General features: G+C 72.1%; 16 protein-coding genes. 4 read left to right on the top strand and 12 right to left on the bottom strand.

Annotated elements, in window-relative coordinates; translation table 11 throughout:
• Positions 1-71: 71 nt before the first annotated feature.
• Positions 72-437, top strand: a complete 366-nt coding sequence (locus tag DQ237_RS04485) for a hypothetical protein (protein ID WP_113797620.1) — start codon at positions 72-74, stop codon at positions 435-437.
• A complete protein-coding gene (locus DQ237_RS04480; protein WP_205730073.1) occupies positions 430-882 on the top strand; it encodes a hypothetical protein in 453 nt (150 codons plus the stop codon). The genes DQ237_RS04485 and DQ237_RS04480 overlap by 8 nt, the downstream gene beginning before the upstream one ends.
• Before the next feature lie 26 nt (positions 883-908).
• On the opposite strand, the gene DQ237_RS04475 is transcribed toward DQ237_RS04480, so the two are convergent.
• The 3 genes from DQ237_RS04475 to DQ237_RS04465 all read right to left on the bottom strand — a co-directional run bounded on the left by DQ237_RS04475 (position 909) and on the right by DQ237_RS04465 (position 3205).
• Entirely contained in the window at positions 909-1682 is a 774-nt protein-coding gene (locus DQ237_RS04475; protein WP_113797618.1) for a hypothetical protein, read from the bottom strand.
• Positions 1683-1763: 81 nt separating this feature from the next.
• Positions 1764-2270, bottom strand: coding sequence for a flavin reductase family protein (locus DQ237_RS04470; protein WP_240619408.1), 507 nt, complete (start codon positions 2268-2270; stop codon positions 1764-1766).
• The gene (locus DQ237_RS04465) at positions 2267-3205 is read right to left on the bottom strand and encodes a hydroxymethylglutaryl-CoA lyase (protein WP_113797616.1); all 939 of its coding nucleotides are present in this window, start codon (positions 3203-3205) and stop codon (positions 2267-2269) included. The genes DQ237_RS04470 and DQ237_RS04465 overlap by 4 nt, the downstream gene beginning before the upstream one ends.
• Positions 3206-3357: 152 nt before the next feature.
• Here DQ237_RS04465 and DQ237_RS04460 point away from each other — a divergent pair, with 152 nt between their 5' ends.
• The gene (locus DQ237_RS04460) at positions 3358-4260 is read left to right on the top strand and encodes a GGDEF domain-containing protein (protein WP_113797614.1); all 903 of its coding nucleotides are present in this window, start codon (positions 3358-3360) and stop codon (positions 4258-4260) included.
• Positions 4261-4284: 24 nt separating this feature from the next.
• On the opposite strand, the gene DQ237_RS19880 is transcribed toward DQ237_RS04460, so the two are convergent.
• The 6 genes from DQ237_RS19880 to DQ237_RS04430 form a co-directional block, all read right to left on the bottom strand.
• Positions 4285-5022, bottom strand: coding sequence for a hypothetical protein (locus DQ237_RS19880; RefSeq protein ID WP_205730072.1), 738 nt, complete (start codon positions 5020-5022; stop codon positions 4285-4287).
• Positions 5023-5091: 69 nt separating this feature from the next.
• Complete coding sequence (gene pgm / locus DQ237_RS04450; RefSeq protein WP_113797612.1) at positions 5092-6726, bottom strand: phosphoglucomutase (alpha-D-glucose-1,6-bisphosphate-dependent); 1635 nt, start codon at positions 6724-6726, stop codon at positions 5092-5094.
• A gap of 44 nt (positions 6727-6770) precedes the next feature.
• On the bottom strand, positions 6771-7097 hold the full coding sequence (locus DQ237_RS04445) for an MmcQ/YjbR family DNA-binding protein (RefSeq protein WP_113797610.1): 327 nt from the start codon (positions 7095-7097) through the stop codon (positions 6771-6773).
• On the bottom strand, positions 7094-7483 hold the full coding sequence (locus DQ237_RS04440) for a VOC family protein (RefSeq protein ID WP_113797608.1): 390 nt from the start codon (positions 7481-7483) through the stop codon (positions 7094-7096). The genes DQ237_RS04445 and DQ237_RS04440 overlap by 4 nt, the downstream gene beginning before the upstream one ends.
• On the bottom strand, positions 7480-8334 hold the full coding sequence (locus DQ237_RS04435) for a helix-turn-helix domain-containing protein (protein ID WP_113797606.1): 855 nt from the start codon (positions 8332-8334) through the stop codon (positions 7480-7482). The genes DQ237_RS04440 and DQ237_RS04435 overlap by 4 nt, the downstream gene beginning before the upstream one ends.
• Positions 8335-8358: 24 nt before the next feature.
• Positions 8359-9861, bottom strand: coding sequence for a class I SAM-dependent DNA methyltransferase (locus tag DQ237_RS04430; RefSeq protein ID WP_113797604.1), 1503 nt, complete (start codon positions 9859-9861; stop codon positions 8359-8361).
• 224 nt (positions 9862-10085) lie between these two features.
• Between DQ237_RS04430 and DQ237_RS04425 the strand changes: the two genes are divergently transcribed.
• Positions 10086-11300 (top strand): HNH endonuclease signature motif containing protein, encoded by a 1215-nt coding sequence (locus DQ237_RS04425; protein ID WP_113797602.1) that lies wholly within the window; start codon positions 10086-10088, stop codon positions 11298-11300.
• A 27-nt stretch (positions 11301-11327) separates the two neighbouring features.
• On the opposite strand, the gene DQ237_RS04420 is transcribed toward DQ237_RS04425, so the two are convergent.
• From DQ237_RS04420 to DQ237_RS04410, 3 genes are read right to left on the bottom strand one after another with little or no spacing between them, the layout of a single operon-like run.
• Positions 11328-12245: a restriction endonuclease gene (locus DQ237_RS04420; protein ID WP_113797600.1), complete on the bottom strand. Its 918-nt coding sequence runs from the start codon at positions 12243-12245 to the stop codon at positions 11328-11330.
• On the bottom strand, positions 12242-13618 hold the full coding sequence (locus DQ237_RS04415) for a restriction endonuclease subunit S (RefSeq protein WP_113797598.1): 1377 nt from the start codon (positions 13616-13618) through the stop codon (positions 12242-12244). The genes DQ237_RS04420 and DQ237_RS04415 overlap by 4 nt, the downstream gene beginning before the upstream one ends.
• Complete coding sequence (locus DQ237_RS04410) at positions 13615-16332, bottom strand: DEAD/DEAH box helicase family protein (protein ID WP_166509494.1); 2718 nt, start codon at positions 16330-16332, stop codon at positions 13615-13617. Before DQ237_RS04410 ends, DQ237_RS04415 begins: the two co-directional genes overlap by 4 nt.
• Between the last annotated feature and the right edge of the window lie 15 nt (positions 16333-16347).

The following is a 16347-nucleotide window of genomic DNA, read 5'->3' as shown; positions in this document are numbered from 1 at the left end:
CGCCCCCGCGAGGGGGTTCCCAGGTGGACGCGGGAGGATGACCGCGTGCTCCTGGCTGCCGGATCCGCGCGGTGACGCTCCCGCTCGTCGTCGCCATCACGGTCGTGGCGGGGCTGCTCACGCTGCTGGGCATCGCCTCCACCCTCGCCCGGAGGCGCATCGGACTCCTGCACGTGGCCGGCGTCTGCCTGCTGGAGGCGCTCCTGGTGGTCCAGGCCGTTCTCGCCGGCGTGGACCTGGCCCGCGGCGACCGGCCCGTCGAGACGGCGACGTTCCTCGGCTACCTGTTCGGGGTGCTGCTCATCCCGGTGGCCGGCGGGCTGTGGGCCCGCAACGAGCGGACCCGCTGGGCGGGAACGGTGCTGGCGGTCGCGGCCGCGGCGATCGGCGTCATGGTCTGGCGACTGCTGCAGCTGTGGGAGGCCACGCGTGTCTGATCGTTCCGCCCTGGGTCCCGCGGCCGAGAGCTCCGGCGCACCGTCCGGTGGCCCCACCCGTGTCCTGGTGGTCCTCTACGCGATCTTCGCCCTCGCCGCCGGAGCCCGCGCCGGTGTGCAGATCGGCACCCGGTTCTCCGAGGCGCCGCTGGCCTACCTGCTCTCCGCGCTGGCGGCGGTCGTCTACGTGGTGGCGACCGTCGGGCTGGTCCGCGGGGGTGCCACCGGCCGACGGACGGCGCTGACCGCGATCACCGTGGAGCTCGTGGGCGTGCTCGCCGTCGGCACGCTCTCCCTGGCGGATCCGGCGGCCTTCCCCGACGACACGGTGTGGTCGGGCTACGGCAGCGGCTACGGCTACGTGCCCCTGGTACTGCCGGTGCTGGGCCTGCTGCTGCTCAGGCGGACCCGGAACCGGTCGGACCGGACGGACAGCCCGGCCTGACCGGCACCGCGGTCAGTAGCCGGCGGTCAGAAGTCCCCGCCGCCGAAGTCCCCTCCGAAGTCCCCGCCGCCGAAGTCCCCGCCGCCGTAGTCCCCGCCCCAGCCGCCGTCGGCACCGCCGGAGAAGTCTCCTCCGTAGTCGCCGCCGTAGTCGCCGCCGTCGGCTCCGGCGCCGTCCTCGTACCCAGCCGCGTAGGCCTCCTCGTCACCGCCGCCGAACAGGCCGCCGTCGCCCAGCCCGGTGTCGAACAGGGCGTCGGCGACGGCGCTGCCGACGACGAGGCCCCCGATGGTGCCGAGCATGCTGCCGCCGATCATGCCGCCCATGCCCATGCCGCCGAAGCCGCCGCCGTAGGCCGGGCCGTAACCGGGGCCGTAGCCGGGGCCGTAGCCACCGCCGTACCCGCCGCCGTACCCGGTGCCGTAGCGGCCCGGCCCCGGGCCGAAGGCCCGCTCCAGGAAGCCCGGCTGGCGCATCTCGGCGCGGGTCGCGGCCCGGGCGAGCGTGCGCGGGTCGTCACTGGTCGGCCGTTCGCTCGCGGGGACGGCGTCGCCCAGCTGGGTCAGGACCTGGCGCCGCTGCTCGGGCGTGAGCTGGGCGAAGGCCTCGGCGTGCGCTTCCTCGATCTTGTCCGGCGGTGCGGTCCGCAGGAGGTACCGGTAGCGCTCGAGGGCCTGCTCGTCGGGTGTGCGCGCGGCACGGGGCTGCCCGTAGTCGCTGTCGTACCCGCTGTCGTAGCCCCGGCCGTACGAGCGATCGTTCCGCCTCCGGCGGCCGAAGATCAGGTCGAGCAGTCCCATCGCGATCCCTCCTCGCATCCGGGCACGGCGGGCGCGCCCGCCCTCTCCGTGCCCCGGAAACCGCGCGGGGAACCGTGCGGCTCAGCGCTCGCGCGTGTGCAGCAGGCCGTAGGCGCCGCGGTGGAAGAGCAGCGGACGCCGCTCGGCCGAGGCACCGAGGTCCAGGACCCGGGCGACGACGATCGTGTGGTCACCGCCGTCGTACTCGGCCCACAGCTCGCCGTCGATCCACGCGGTCACGCCGTCGAGCACGGGGGAGCCGTGCGGGCTCGGCGTCCACGGCACGCCCGCGAACTTGTCGACGCCGGAGCGGGCGAAGTTCTGCGAGACGTCGTCCTGGTCCTCGGCGAGGACGTTGACGCAGAACCGGCCGATCTCGCGCAGCCGGAGCCAGGTGCGCGAGGTGCGCGCCGGGGCGAAGGCCACCAGCGGCGGGTCCAGCGACAGCGAGCTGAACGACTGGCAGGTGAACCCGAGAGGGCCGTCGGGGGTCTGCGCCGTGAGCACCGTGACCCCGGAGGCGAAGTGGCCGAGCACGTCGCGCATGAGCCGGGGGTCGACGATGCGGGGCGTATCGCCGGCGGTCACGAGCGGGCCTCCGCGCCCCGCGGGACGGATCGGCCCCCGGCGCGGTACAGCGAGCTGGGCAGCTCGTGCCCCACCTGCTGCTCGGTCACCCGTGCGGCGGCGAGCACCGCATCGAGGTCCAGCCCGGTGCGCACGCCCGACTCCTCCAGCATGTAGACCAGCTCCTCGGTGGCGATGTTGCCGCTCGCACCCGGCGCGAAGGGGCAGCCGCCGAGGCCGCCCACGGAGGCGTCGAGCTGCGTCACCCCCGCCTGGATCGCCGCCAGCGCGTTGGCCTGGCCGGTTCCGCGGGTGTCGTGGAAGTGCACGCCCACGGCGATACCCGGGCAGGCCCGCCGAACCGCGTCGACGAGCGTGACCACGCGCAGCGGCGTCGTCGTCCCGATCGTGTCGCCCAGGCAGAGCTGGTCGGCGCCGGCGGTCACGGCGGCGCGGGCGACGTCGACGGTGCGCGCGACGGGGGTGCGCCCGTCGAAGGGGCAGTCCCACGCGGTGGCGATGATGACCTCGAGCGAACCGCCGGCCCCGTGCGCAAGGGCGGCGACCTCCCCCACCGCGGCGACCGCCTCGGCGGTGCTGCGACCGGCGTTGGCACGACTGTGGCCGTCGGAGGCGGAGACGACGTACTCGAGGTCGGCGACGCCGGAGTCCACGGCGCGGACGGCGCCCCGGGCGTTGGCCACCAGCGCCGACCAGTGGACCTCCGGCCAGCGGGCCAGCTCCGCGGCCACCTGGTCGGCGTCGGCGAGAGCGGGCACGGCCCGGGGCGAGACGAACGACGTCGCCTCGATCCGGCGGACACCGGTCGCGACCAGGGCCTCCAGCATCGCGAGCTTGCCCGCCAGCGGGACCGGGGCCTCCAGCTGCAGGCCGTCGCGCATGCCGACCTCGCGGACGTCGACCGAGGCGGGCAGCACCAGGTCGAACTCGAACATCTGCGTCTCCTCGGTGCGTCGCGGGTATCTCAGCATCCTGCACCCCTGCCGATCGTTCGCCCGATCAGGCGTCTGACGACGACGCCGGCCGGTCCACCCGGCGGATCGTCAGGGGCGTCCCGCAAGATGGGTGCCGGAGAGGAGGTGCTCGGGTGATCGAGGTGGCGGATGCCCTTCCCCCGGCGGATCGGCGGAGCGCCTTCGCCAACGCGCCGATGGGGATCGCGCTGACGACCCCCGGCGGGCTCCTCGTCGACGTCAACCCGGCGCTGTGCGTCATGGTGGGCCGCTCGGCCGAGGACCTGCACGGGCGCTCGGTCATGGACCTGGTGCACCCGGACTCCGTCGGGGCCGCCCGCGAGGCGCACATGACGCTGACGGCCGAACCGGACCGGCCGATGCGGCACGAGACCCGGCTGACCCGTGCCGACGGGGCACACCTGCCGGTGCAGATCACCGCCTCGTGGGTGGCGGAGACCAGCGACGGTCAGGCCGCGCACCTCGTCCTCATCATCGAGGACATCACCGAGCGCAAGGCGCTCGAGGCCCAGCTCGTGCACCGCTCGCTGCACGACCCGCTGACCGGGCTGCCGAACCGGCTGCTGTTCCACGACCGGCTCCGGCACGCCCTGGACCGCGGGCACCGGGAGAACACGCCGACCTGCGTGCTCGTCATCGACCTCGACGGGTTCAAGGCGATCAACGACGAGCTGGGGCACCCGATGGGCGACCAGGTCCTCGTCGCCTTCGCCGACCGACTCCGCTCCGTGCTGCGGGCCAGCGACACCGCCGCCCGGCTGGGCGGCGACGAGTTCAGCATCGTCTGCGAGAACACGCAGCGGGCCGACGCCGAGGCGCTGGCCGAGCGGCTGCGCACGACGGTGACCGAGCCGCTGCAGCTCGACGGCGCCCAGGTGCCGGTGGGCATCAGCATCGGCATCGGCACCGCGCGCGGGGGCGAGGCCCCGGACGAGGTCTACGAGCGCCTGGTCCGTGAGGCCGACGACGACATGTACGCCGACAAGGCACGCCGCCGTCCCGACGCCCGCCGCTGACCCTCTCGCGGCTCGGCAGGGGCGTCAGAAGGAGTCGCCCCACTCCGTGACGATCCTGGTGCGGGCGAGCACGGCCGTGACCACCGGCAGGACGGCAGCGACCAGACAGACGACCACCGCGCCGACCTGGTCGTCGCCGGTCAGACTGATGAGAGCGGAGAGCACGGCCAGTGCCAGGACTCCGATCGAGGCGACGGCCGACCAGAAGAGCACCCGTGCGGACCGCCGCTGCATCAGGTGCACACCACCGGTGATCAGGCCGGCGGCGCACGGCGCACCGAGCGACAGCATGGTGGTCACCGGATCGCCGCCGCCGCTGAGGACCCCGACCAGCGTGCCGAGGGAGACGAACGCGGTGAGCCCGCCGGTGACGAAGCCGAAGACGGCGGCGGTGGTCGCCGTGCCGGGGCGGCCGGGACCGTAGGGCCACGTGGGCACCGCCCACGCCGGCGGTGCGTACTGGCCGTAGGGCTGCTGGCCGTAGGGCTGCTGGGCGTAGGGCTGCTGGGCGTAGGGCTGCTGGGCGTGCTGACCGTACGGGCCCTGGCCGTACGGCGGCTGGCCGAGGACCGGCTGCCCGTACTGGTCGTAGGGCTGCTGGCCGTACGGCGCCTGGCCGTAGGGCGCCTGCCCGTAGGGCGCCTGGCCGTAGGGCTGCTGCGGGAACTGACCGTGACCCGGCTGCTGCTGGGGCACGCCACCGGAGCCCGGCTGTCCCGGTCCGTCCGCGGACGGCGGGCCCCACTGCTGAGCGTCGGTCATGCGACCAGTCTGCCGGGCCGGCCGAGCCCTACCGAGACCGACACGACCCGCGTCACCCGAGTGGGCAGGTCAGCCGCCCAGCGCCTCGCCCACGACCGCCCGGGCCTCCTCCTGGACCCGGGCCAGGTGCTCCGGTCCGCCGAAGGACTCCGCGTAGATCTTGTAGACGTCCTCGGTGCCCGACGGGCGCGCGGCGAACCAGGCGTTCTCGGTGACCACCTTGAGCCCACCGATGGCGGCGTCGTTGCCGGGGGCGCGGGTCAGCTTGGCAACGATCGGCTCGCCGGCCAGCTCGGTGGCGGTGACCGCCTCCGGCGACAGCTTGCCCAGCGCCGCCTTCTGCTCGCGGTTCGCCGGGGCGTCGATACGGGCGTAGGCCGACTCGCCGTGCCGCGCGGTCAGCTCGGCGTGCAGCTGCGAGGGGGACCGGCCCGCCACGGCCTGGATCTCGCTCGCCAGCAGGGCCAGCAGGATGCCGTCCTTGTCCGTCGTCCACACCCCGCCGTCCCGGCGGAGGAAGGAGGCGCCGGCCGACTCCTCGCCGCCGAAGCCGACGGAGCCGTCGAGGAGGCCGGGAACGAACCACTTGAAGCCGACGGGCACCTCGACCAGGCGCCGGCCGAGGCCGGCGACGACCCGGTCGATGAGCAAGGAGGAGACGAGCGTCTTTCCGACGGCGGTGCCCGCACCCCACTCGGGGCGGTGCTGGAAGAGGTAGTCGATCGCGACCGCGAGGAAGTGGTTCGGGTTCATCAGCCCGCCGTCGGGGGTGACGATGCCGTGCCGGTCGGCGTCGGCGTCGTTCCCGGTGGCGATCGCGTAGTCGCCGCGCTTGTCGATGAGCGAGGCCATGGCCGAGGGCGACGAGCAGTCCATGCGGATCTTGCCGTCCCAGTCCAGCGTCATGAACCGCCACGTCGGGTCGACGAGCGGATTGACGACGGTGAGGTCCAGGCCGTGCCGCTCGGCGATCGCGGCCCAGTAGTCGACGCTGGCGCCTCCCAGCGGGTCGGCGCCGATGCGCACGCCCGCCTCCCGGACGGCGTCGAGGTCGAGGACGGTGGGCAGGTCGTCGACGTAGTCGCCGAGGAAGTCGTGGGCCCGGGCGGCCGCGCGGGCGCGGGTGAACGGGATGCGGCGGACCCCGTCGAGCCCGCTGCGCAGCAGCTCGTTGGCGCGGTCGGCGATCACCCTGGTGGCGTCGGTGTCGGCCGGGCCGCCCGACGGCGGGTTGTACTTGAACCCGCCGTCGCGCGGCGGGTTGTGCGAGGGGGTGACGACGATGCCGTCGGCCAGGCCGGTCCGCTTCCCCCGATTGGCCCGGAGGATGGCGTGGCTGACCGCTGGGGTGGGCGTGTACCGGTCGGCGGCGTCGACCAGGACGTGAACGTCGTTGGCGGCCAGCACCTCCAGTGCGCTGGCCCAGGCCGGCTCGGAGAGCGCGTGGGTGTCGCGGCCCAGGAAGAGCGGCCCGTCGTAGCCCTGGGCAGCGCGGTACTCGCAGATCGCCTGGGTCGTGGCGAGGATGTGCGCCTCGTTGAAGGCGGCGTCGAAGGCCGAGCCGCGGTGCCCGCTGGTGCCGAACGCGACCTGCTGACCGGGGTCGGTCGGATCGGGTTCGCGCGTGTAGTAGGCCGTGACGAGCGAGGCGACGTCGATCAGGTCGCGGGGCTGCGCGGGCTGTCCGGCACGGGCGTCGCTCATGCGGCTGATCTTGGCTGGCGCCGGCGCCTCTCGCGACCGGCGGGTCAGCCCTCCGGGTGGTGTCGGCGCCGCAGCCGGGCCGGGGCCGGCCGCGCCCAGGCCTCCTCCAGGAGGTCTGCGACGAGCTCCGGCGTCGCCTCGGTCAGGTCGACCTGGATGCCGGAGAGCCGCTGGCCCCACCAGAGCAGCGCGCACGGGCCGCCCTCGGCGGCGCGAGCGGCGGACTCGTCGAGCAGCACGTTGAGCTGGGCGGTGGTCCACTGCGTGGCCAGGACGCTGGTCCCGAGCCGGTAGGCGGGATGGCCGTGGTGATCGCCCTCGGTCACCTCGGGCAGGGCGAGCGCGATGGTCCGGACGTCGTCAGGCGTCACGGCCTCGGCGCCCCGCGATAGCTGCCCACGCTCCAGTTGTTGCCCTCGGGGTCGCACACGGAGAACTCCTGCCCTCCGTGGTCCGGGGAGTGCAGCGGGCGGAGGACCTCCGCTCCGGCGTCCTGCGCGCGCGCCCAGACGGTCTCGACGTCGTCCGTGACGAGGTAGGCGCCGGCGGTCTGCGCGTGCCAGTTCCCGTCGTCGCGGACCGAGCCGAGCATGACGCCCCCGCCGGGCGGCCAGGCGAGCTCGGCGTGCACCACCAGGTCGCCGTCACGGACCACGAGGGTCTCGGTGAAACCCAGGACGTCGACCAGCCAGCGGATCAGTGCGGGCGCGTCGGCCGCACGGAACGCCGGCCAGACGGTAGGCGTGGGAGTCGTCATGATGCGGAGAGTGCCGCGTCGAGGGCCGCGGTGTCTTGGACGTATCCGAACTCGGCGGCCAGCCAGCGGGTGGGCGGCAAGCCGGAGAACGCCCGCCACTCGCGGGTCAGGTGCGCCTGGTCGGCGAAGCCCGCGGCCGCGGCCAGCCCGGCCAGGTCGGCCGGGCGCCCGGCCGACACCCGGCCGGCCAGCGCTCGGCGGGCCCGGTCGAACCGGACGACGCGTGCGGCCTCCTTGGGCGCGAGCCCGGTCTCGGCGCGGAACCGCTGCTCCAGGTGCCGCGGCGACCAGCCGATCCGGGCGGCGACCTCTGACACCCGCAGCCGGCCGTGGGCCGCCGTCGTCAGCCGCCACGCCTCGGCCAGCTCGGGCGCTGAGACGTCGTCGTCCCGGAGGTCCCGGAGGAGCACCGCGTCCAGGGCGGCGAACCGGCCGGGCCAGTCGTCGGCGGCGCGGATCCGCTCGACCACCTCCCGTCCGCGGGCGCCCAGCAGCTCCTCGAGCGGGCAGTCGAGCGACGCCAGGGCGCCGGCGGGGACGCCAAGCAGCGCCCGGGCGCCGGCGGGGGTGAGGGAGAGCTGGATGCCGGACTGCCGGCCGGCGTGGGCGATCCGGGCTGGCCGGGTGTGCAGGCCTCCGACCAGGGCCTCGAAGCTGCCCGGCGCATGGGTGGGGTCGGGGTGCGCGGCCATGACGAGGGGCTCGTCGAGGGTGACGACCAGGGTCGGCCAGGGGGAGGGGAGGCCGAGGTGCTCCCCGGGTGGGAAGCCCTCGTGGCGGTAGCCGACGGCCGCGGCGACGTACGGGCGCAGGGCGGGGTGGGGACGGTGCACCACCGACTCCTGCCGCATGCCCGCAGGATGTCAGCGGACCACTCAGACCTCCAGGCTTGCCTCTGCGGTCGAGCCGCCAGCCTCCTCCAGCGCCAGCGCGACAGCCTCGAACTCGGCGAGCGCTGCGGTGAGGTCGTCGACGATCTCCCGGGCGATGACCTCGGGAGCTGGGAGGTCGTCGAGGTCCTCCAGGGAGGCGTCCTTCAGCCAGGTGATGTCGAGGTTGGCCTTGTCGCGGGCGACGATCTCGTCGTAGGTGAAGGCACGGAAGCGCTCTCTCTCGACCCGTTCCGTGCGCGGACGGCCGGGCCGGACCGACTCGACGAACTCGTCGAGATGGCTGCGCCGCAGCGGGTTCTGCTTGAGCGTGAAGTGCTGGTTGGTCCGCAGGTCGTAGACCCACAGCTTCTCGGTCCACGCGTGGTCGGCGGCCGGCTTCTTGTCGAAGAACAGCACGTTCGCCTTCACGCCCTGCGCGTAGAAGATGCCGGTCGGCAGGCGCAGCAAGGTGTGCACGTCGTAGTCGCGCAGCAGCTTCTTGCGGATCGTCTCGCCGGCGCCGCCCTCGAAGAGGACGTTGTCGGGCAGGACCACGGCCGCCCGGCCGGACATCTTCATGATCGTCGCGATGTGCTGCAGGAAGTTGAGCTGCTTGTTCGCCGTGGTGACGACGAAGTCGGCCCGCTCGATCTCCCGGTCCTCGCGCGCCTCACGGCCGTCGGCGCCGACCATCGTGATCGAGCTCTTCCGCCCGAACGGCGGGTTGGAGAGGACGACGGAGTACCGCTGACCCGGGTCCGCGAGCAGCGCGTCCTTCACCTCGATGAGGCTCTGCCCGCTGGGCTTGCCGATGCCGTGCAGGATGAGGTTCATCGCGGCCAGCCGGGCGGTGCCGTCGACCAGCTCGACACCGTGCGCGAAGCCGTCCCGCAGGTGGTCGCGCTCCTCCGGCGTCATGTCCTGGGCGTGCTTCGAGGCGTAGTCGTGGGCGGCCAGGAGGAAGCCGCCGGTGCCGGCCGCGGGGTCGATGACCGTGTCCGCGGCATTCGGCTGGAGGCAGTCGACCATGGCCTCGATGAGCGGCCGGGGCGTGAAGTACTGGCCGGCGCCGGACTTGATGTCCTCGGCGCCCTTGGCCAGCAGCGACTCGTAGGCATCGCCCTTGATGTCGGTGCCCGACGCCGACCAGTTCTCCTTGTCGATCAGGTCGACGATGAGGCGCTTGAGCTTCGCCGGGTCCTGGATCCGGTTCTGCGCCTTGCGGAAGACGACGCCCAGGACGCCGGGCTGGCGGGCGAGGTCCTCGAGGATGTGCCGGTAGGTCAGCTCCAGCTCGTCGCCGTCGGCATCGAGCAGGCGCTGCCACGAGCAGTGCGCCGGGACGATGCGTTCGGGCTTGAGCGGCCGGGTCTCGCGCTCGTGGGCCATCTTGAGGAAGAGCAGGTAGGTCAGCTGCTCGGTGTACTCGATGGTGGAGACGCCGTCGTCGCGCAGGACGTTGCAGTAGCTCCACAGCTTGTCGACGAGCCGCCGTGCCTCGGTCACTGCTCTCCCCGCGTCGGCGGGCGTTCTCCCCGCGTCGGGTCGATGCTCGCACGCTGCACGGGTGTCTCCCCGAGGTGGGCGGCCCGGCGCGTCGGGGCGTCTGCAGAGCGGCTCAGGATTCGTTGACGCAATCCTCTCGTAGCCGCTCTGAGCTGGGCTTTTCTGTCAGACCCCCCATTTAGGGTTGGGGTGTCGGTGAAGCCGTTCAGGAGGGAAGCGAGCACGTGTCCGAGCTCCGTTCCGCCCTGGACCAGCTGGCCGGCGTCGACCTCGCCGAGCTGTCGGACGACACGTTGCTCGACCTCGTCGGGGAACTGAGCACCGCGGCCAACCGCGTCGCGGCGGCGCTCACCTCGGCCGTCCGCGCCGCGGACCGCCGTGAGGCCTACTGCCTCGACGGCGCGGTGTCCATGAAGGCCTGGCTGCGCGGCAGCTGCCGGATGGCGCCGGAGCAGGCGACGGCGACGGTCTCCACGGGGCGGCGGCTCGAGCATCTGCCGGAGACCGCGGGCGCGTTCGCCGACGGAGCGATCAGCGCCGCGCACGCCCGGGTCATCACGAAGGCCCTGACGCCGGGACGAATGGCCAAGGCGGCGGAGGCGGGGGTCGACCTCGGCGAGACCGACGCCATCCTGGCCGGGCTGGCCCGGGCGACGGCTCCGCACGAGACGGCCCGCGGCGTGAAGGCGTGGGTCGCCGGCGTCGACCCGGACGGCAGCCTCGACGACGCCGCCGACGTCCGCCGGCGGTTCACCATGGCCACGGGCATGGACGGGCGCGTGTACCTGCGGGGCGAGCTCGATGCCACCGGCGGCGAGTGCCTACACACCGCTCTCGGCGCCCTCATGAACGGCGACCGCCCTGCCGGCGATCTCCGCTCCCACGCCGAGCGGCAGGGCGAGGCGCTGGTCGCGCTGGCTCGCGGGGCCCTCGTCGGCGGCTCGCTGCCCGCCGTGCGGGGCGAGCGGCCGCACGTGCGGGTGACGATCGACTGGTTCGCCCTGTGCGCCGAGCGTGGTGCCCCCGGCGTCTCGGGTGGCTCGCTCGGCTGGGCCGGTCCGATCAACCCGGAGACGGCGCGGCGGCTGGCCTGCGACGCCAGCGTCGTCCGGATCATCACCGGCCCCGACGGCCTGCCGCTAGACGTCGGCCGCGCTCAGCGGACCGCGAGCGCGGCGATCCGCCGAGCTATCGAGCTCCGCGACGGGCACTGCGTCTTCGCCGGCTGCGACGCCCCGCCGGAGTGGTGCGACGTCCACCACGTCGTCCACTGGGCGCACGGGGGCCCGACCAGCTGCGACAACGGCGCTCTTCTTTGCGAGCGCCACCACACGAGCTGCCACGAGGGTGGCTTCACCATCCGCCGAGATCCCGGCACCGGCCGCTGGCACACGTACCGGCCGGATGGGACGGAAGTCCTCAGTCGGGCCGGCCCCTGATCCACCGGCGGCTCGGCCGCCTGGTGCTCACAGGGACTCGAAGAAGTCCTCGTCGAGCTGGTGCAGCGTCACGGTGACCTCTGCCTGCACACCCACGCCGTGCCGCAGCATGAGCTCGGCAAGCCGCTGCCCGTCGATGAGCTCGATGCGTGCGTTGACGCGCTCGGCTTCGGTACGGGCACCGCCCGAGAAGCTGCTGGTAGTGATGAAGACGCCTCGGTCGCCCTGCGCGCCCATGAGGGCGCCGACGAATCCCTGGATAGCGGGACGCTGCACCGACTGGTCGGGCGCGTAGCGCTTGGCCTGGAGGTAGATGCGGTCGAGCCCGAGCGGGTCCTGGCTGATGATCCCGTCGATGCCCGCGTCACCGCTGCGCCCTGAATGCTCCACCGCGCCGGCCCGGCCATAGCCCATCCGTTCCAGCAGCCGGACGACGAGACGCTCGAACTCGGTGGGGGAGAGCGCCAGGGCGCGCTTGAGCAGCTCACCCTCGACCGCGGCGCGGTTCTCGGTGACCGCCTGGGCGAGGAGGTCTTGTGGAGAAGCGGACTCCGCCTGCGGTTCGGCGGCGGCGGACGCGTCATCCGAGGACTCCCGGGCGCTGCTCCGGGAGCGGAACTCGCGGTAGGACTCGAAGCCGTAGAGCACGGACATGTCCACTCGGTCGGGATGAGTGGCCAGCACCTCGCGGCCCGAGTCCGTGATGACGATGTGCCCACGCGTCGGCCGTTCCAGCAGGCCCGCCTGGAAGAGATGGGTGATCGACCAGCCCACCCGATTGTGCATGAGCCGCTGTCGTCCACTGGGCAGCATCGCCGCCCGTTCTTCATCGGTGAGTTCGAACCGGTCACTCATGATGTCCACGAGATCCCGCGTGCGCCGGACCGAGCCGTCGCTGAGCGCCTCCAGCAACGGCCGCATCAGCGATTGGAAGTCGGGGATCACGAAGCCACCTCAACCAGCTCCTCGACGACGTCGCTATCGGTGTTTCGGCCGGTCAGCCGCCCCGAAAAGGCTGCGTTGAGGAGCGCCCGGCGCAAGCCGACCGCACGTCGTTCGCCGGTGAGGAGTGCTGCTTCAAGCCGCGCGGTCGATTCGAACACTGCCTCGACGCGGCCACGGATGACCGCCTGCAGGTGGCGAGGTGGAACCGGAACGGGCATCAAGCGAATCTTCGACAAGCTGATGGATGCGAGGTTCACGCTCTGCCGACCGTTTCGCTCGCACCATGCGCCACCGATGTAGTTGCCGGCCCAGGAGAGGAGATAGGGGTCGAGCTGATCGTCACGGACGCGGGCTCGAAAGACGTGGTTCTGGTGGATGCAGTGCTCGATCTGGCCTTCCCACACCCAGCCCCGGCCGAGCTTGTCGCGGTCTCCACCTTCGTTGAGCAGGACGTCCCCTGGCAGGAGGCGCAGGCTCTCGGCTTTCGCCCGGGGCACCCGGATCGCCGTCACGTGGCCGAGGTCCAGCCGCCCACGCTGCACGTTGGCCACGCGGAGGTAGGGGACCTCGACGACATCGGGCGCGGACTCCTTCTTGGCGTCCTTGGTGACGCCGCCGACGACGTCCGCCACGTCACCGAGGCGCGTCCAGGTCCAGTCGTGCGGCAGCGCAGGAAGGCCCCCGTCCTCGGTGTCTGCACGGGCCAGCGTGACGTTGCGATCCCCTGGCGCATCGGACCCGGTCAGCGCGTCCCACACGGCTGCCCTGCGCATGTTGTCCAAGCGCTGGCGGGCAGCCTGCAGGTAGTCGTTGCCAGCGTCGAGGCGGGAGAGGTGGTCCTCCATCAGGTCGGCCAGGCGCCGCTGGTGGGTGAGGTCCGGATGGGGCAAGGGGATGTCTGCGACGGACCTGGACGACAAGTGCTTCACGGTTGTAGAAGACGTGGCCTTCTGGATTGCGTCCAGATACCCCTGCAGCACCAATACCAGGAATCGCCGATCGTACTGCTCTTCATCCACGTCGATGCGACAGACCCGTTGATTCAACAGGCCATCTTCAACCTTCCACGTGGTGACACGAAAGTCACCGTCCATACCGACCAGGAGGTCGCCCCGGCGGACGCGATACCGCTCCTCCCAGGGGCCGCTGTACCAAGTACCAATCCTGGTAGCGCCGACATCGCGAATCCGGATGAGCGGCATTCCGTCGCCATCGATATTGAAGAATTGCGAAGAGAATGCCGCGCCGTTCACGACGGTCGCAACATCGCCGAGCCGAACGCGCGGCCAGCCCGGTGCCGTAGCAAGCAGACCCGGACGCCCAGACGCCTCCGCCTTGGCGACGATCTCTGCGGGCGTAATACGAAGCGTCACGCGGTCAGCTCGCGGTTGAGGTCGGCGAGATACACGGCCGCCTTGTCGCCGAGGTCGCGGATCAAGCCGTCCACGCCGCCGTGCTCGGTGAAGGGCACGTTGTCCAGGTCGTCCTCCGTGATGCCGGCCGACGCGGCGATCACGTCGGCCATCCGGTCCAGCCACCAGCGCTGTCGCTCGGTGAAGGCCGCTCCGGCCTGCTCCTGCTGCGCCAACCACGCCTGGTACCGCTCGGTCACCTTCGTGGCGAAGGGCTCGAGTCGGTCGTCGGCCCCCAGAGTGAACCTCACGAGCGACACCAGATCCGTCACCGTGTGCCGGTCGGCGTGGGTGACCTTGCCGACCTCGATCGCCTCGTAGGCCGCCCAGATGAGGTCCGGCGTCCAGTTGTGCGGCGGGCGCTTGATCCGGTCGGCCAGCTCGCGGAGCTCGGTGAACGTCACGCTCTTGTCCCCGGGCTGCGAGTACAGCAGCTCCAGCGCCGTGATCTCGCTGCGGTTCTCCTCCAGGTACGCCTTCCACGACGTCACGACGGAACGCGCCTTCGCGGTGTCCACGACGCCACCGGCATCGAGCAGCACGTCCGGCGTCACGTCGTCGATCAGCTGGTCGTGCTGGCGCCGCAGCTCCTTGATCCGCTCCCGCAGCTCCGGACGCGACACCAGCGGCTCCAGCGCCGCATCGAGCAGGTCCTGCACCGCTCCCGCCGGGTCGTCGGGTCGGGCAGCGATCGCCGTGGCCTGCTCGTCGGGGTCCACGGCGTGCACGAGCCCCTGGACGATCGACCGCATCGACCCACCGGCCACCTCGTCGAGCTCGGCGCGCTCCGCCGGGGTGAGATCGAGCTCCAGCTTCGCAAGCCGGGACGCCAGCGACGCCGTCTCGTCCTCGTCCAGCTCGTACATCCCGGCCTTGTCCAGCAGCCGGCCGAGCGAGACCGACTTCTTCCGCTCCAGCGGCGTCGCGTCCACGTGCGGGTGCTCGGTGACACCCACGGCGTCCACCAGCACGAACCGGATCTTGTTCTCCGCGTCCGGCGTCACCAGCTGGAAGTCCGTCGGGGCGATGGTCCGGGACCCGCGGCCCTTCATCTGCTCGAAGTAGGACGCCGAGCGCACGTCCCGCATGAAGAACACGCACTCCAGCGGCCGGACGTCGGTCCCGGTCGCGATCATGTCCACGGTCACCGCCACACGGAGGGTCGGCGAGGTCCGGAACGCCTTGAGCGCGCCCTTCGGGTCCTTGGCGTTGTAGGTGATCTTCGCTGCGAAGTCGTTCCCCTGGCCGAACACCTCGCGGACCGCCGTCACGACCTCTTCGGCGTGGTTGTCGTCCTTGCAGAAGATCAGCGTCTTCGGCACGGTCGAGCGGCCCGGGAAGATCTCGGTGAACAACCGATCCCGGAACGTCTCCAGCACCAGGCGGATCTGGTTCTTCGCCGTCACCGCTCGGTCCAGCTGGGTAGCGGTGTACGTGACGTCGTCGTCCAGGGACTCGTACCGCTGCACGCGCGTCCGGCGGTCGACCTTCGGGATGACCGTGCCCGCCTCGATCGTCGCTCCGGCGTCGGAGATCTGGGTCTTGATCCGGTAGACGTCGAAGTCGACGTTCACGTTGTCCGCCACGGACTCGGCGTAGGTGTACTCCGAGACCAGGTTCTGCTGGAAGAAGCCGAACGTCTGCTTCACCGGCGTCGCGGTGAGCCCCACGATATGCGCGTCGAAGTACTCGAGCACGCCCCGCCAGACGCCGTAGATCGACCGGTGCGCCTCGTCGACGATGACCAGGTCGAAGGCCTCCGGCGGCATCTGCGGGTTGTAGGAGACGTCGACCGGCGCGTCCGGGACGTAGTTGTCCACGCCCGGGTCATCGATGTCCTCGACCGTCTTACCGTTGAGCGCCGCGTAGACCCGCTGGACCGTCGAGACGACGATCGAGGACGAGTCGAGCATCCCGGCGCTGGTCAGCGCGTTCACGTTGTAGATCTCGGTCAGCCGCCGCCCGTCGTCCGGTGTGGCGTAGTTCTGGAACTCGGCCAGGGTCTGGCTACCGAGGTTGTTCCGATCGACGAGGAAGAGGATCCGCCGGAAGCCGCCGTGCTTCAGCAGTCGGTAGCAGGTCGTCACGGCGGTGTACGTCTTGCCGGCGCCGGTGGCCATCTGGACCAGCGACCGGCTGTACCGCTGTTCGGCCAGCGATCGCTCGATCCCCTCGATCGCGGTGATCTGCGCCGGCCGCAGGCCCTCCGTGATCAGCGGCGGCATCGACCGCACACGCGCGCGCCAGGTGGCAGCAGCCGGATCTGCCTCCGCCTGCCGGATCGTGCGGGCCAGCGTCTCTGGCCGCGGGAAGCTGAACACGCGCCGGGCCCGCGGTACCGGGTCGTAGCCGTTGGTGAGGTGCACCTCCGAGCCGGACGCCTCGAACACGAACGGCAGCCGGTCGTCCAGCGTGAGCGCCTTGAGACGCACGGCCGGCGGCAGCCCGGCCGCGTACCGCGCGGACTGCCACTCGACGCCGGACAGCGTCGTCCCCTCTGGCTTGGCCTCGATGACCCCCACGGCGCGCTTGTCCACGTAGAGCAGGTAGTCCGCCCGGCCGTGGCCCGCCGCCATGACGGCTTCGCGGATGGCGACCCCCGTCTGGCTCAGATCTGCCCCGCCACGGTCCTGGACCGACCAACCGGCTGCCCGTAGCTGTCGGTCGATCAGCACGCACGCCCGCTGCTC

The sequence above is a fragment of the Blastococcus sp. TF02-8 genome (genome assembly GCF_003319175.1).
Classification (GTDB): Bacteria; Actinomycetota; Actinomycetes; order Mycobacteriales; family Geodermatophilaceae; genus Blastococcus.
This window is presented reverse-complemented; position numbering and strand designations above follow the sequence as displayed.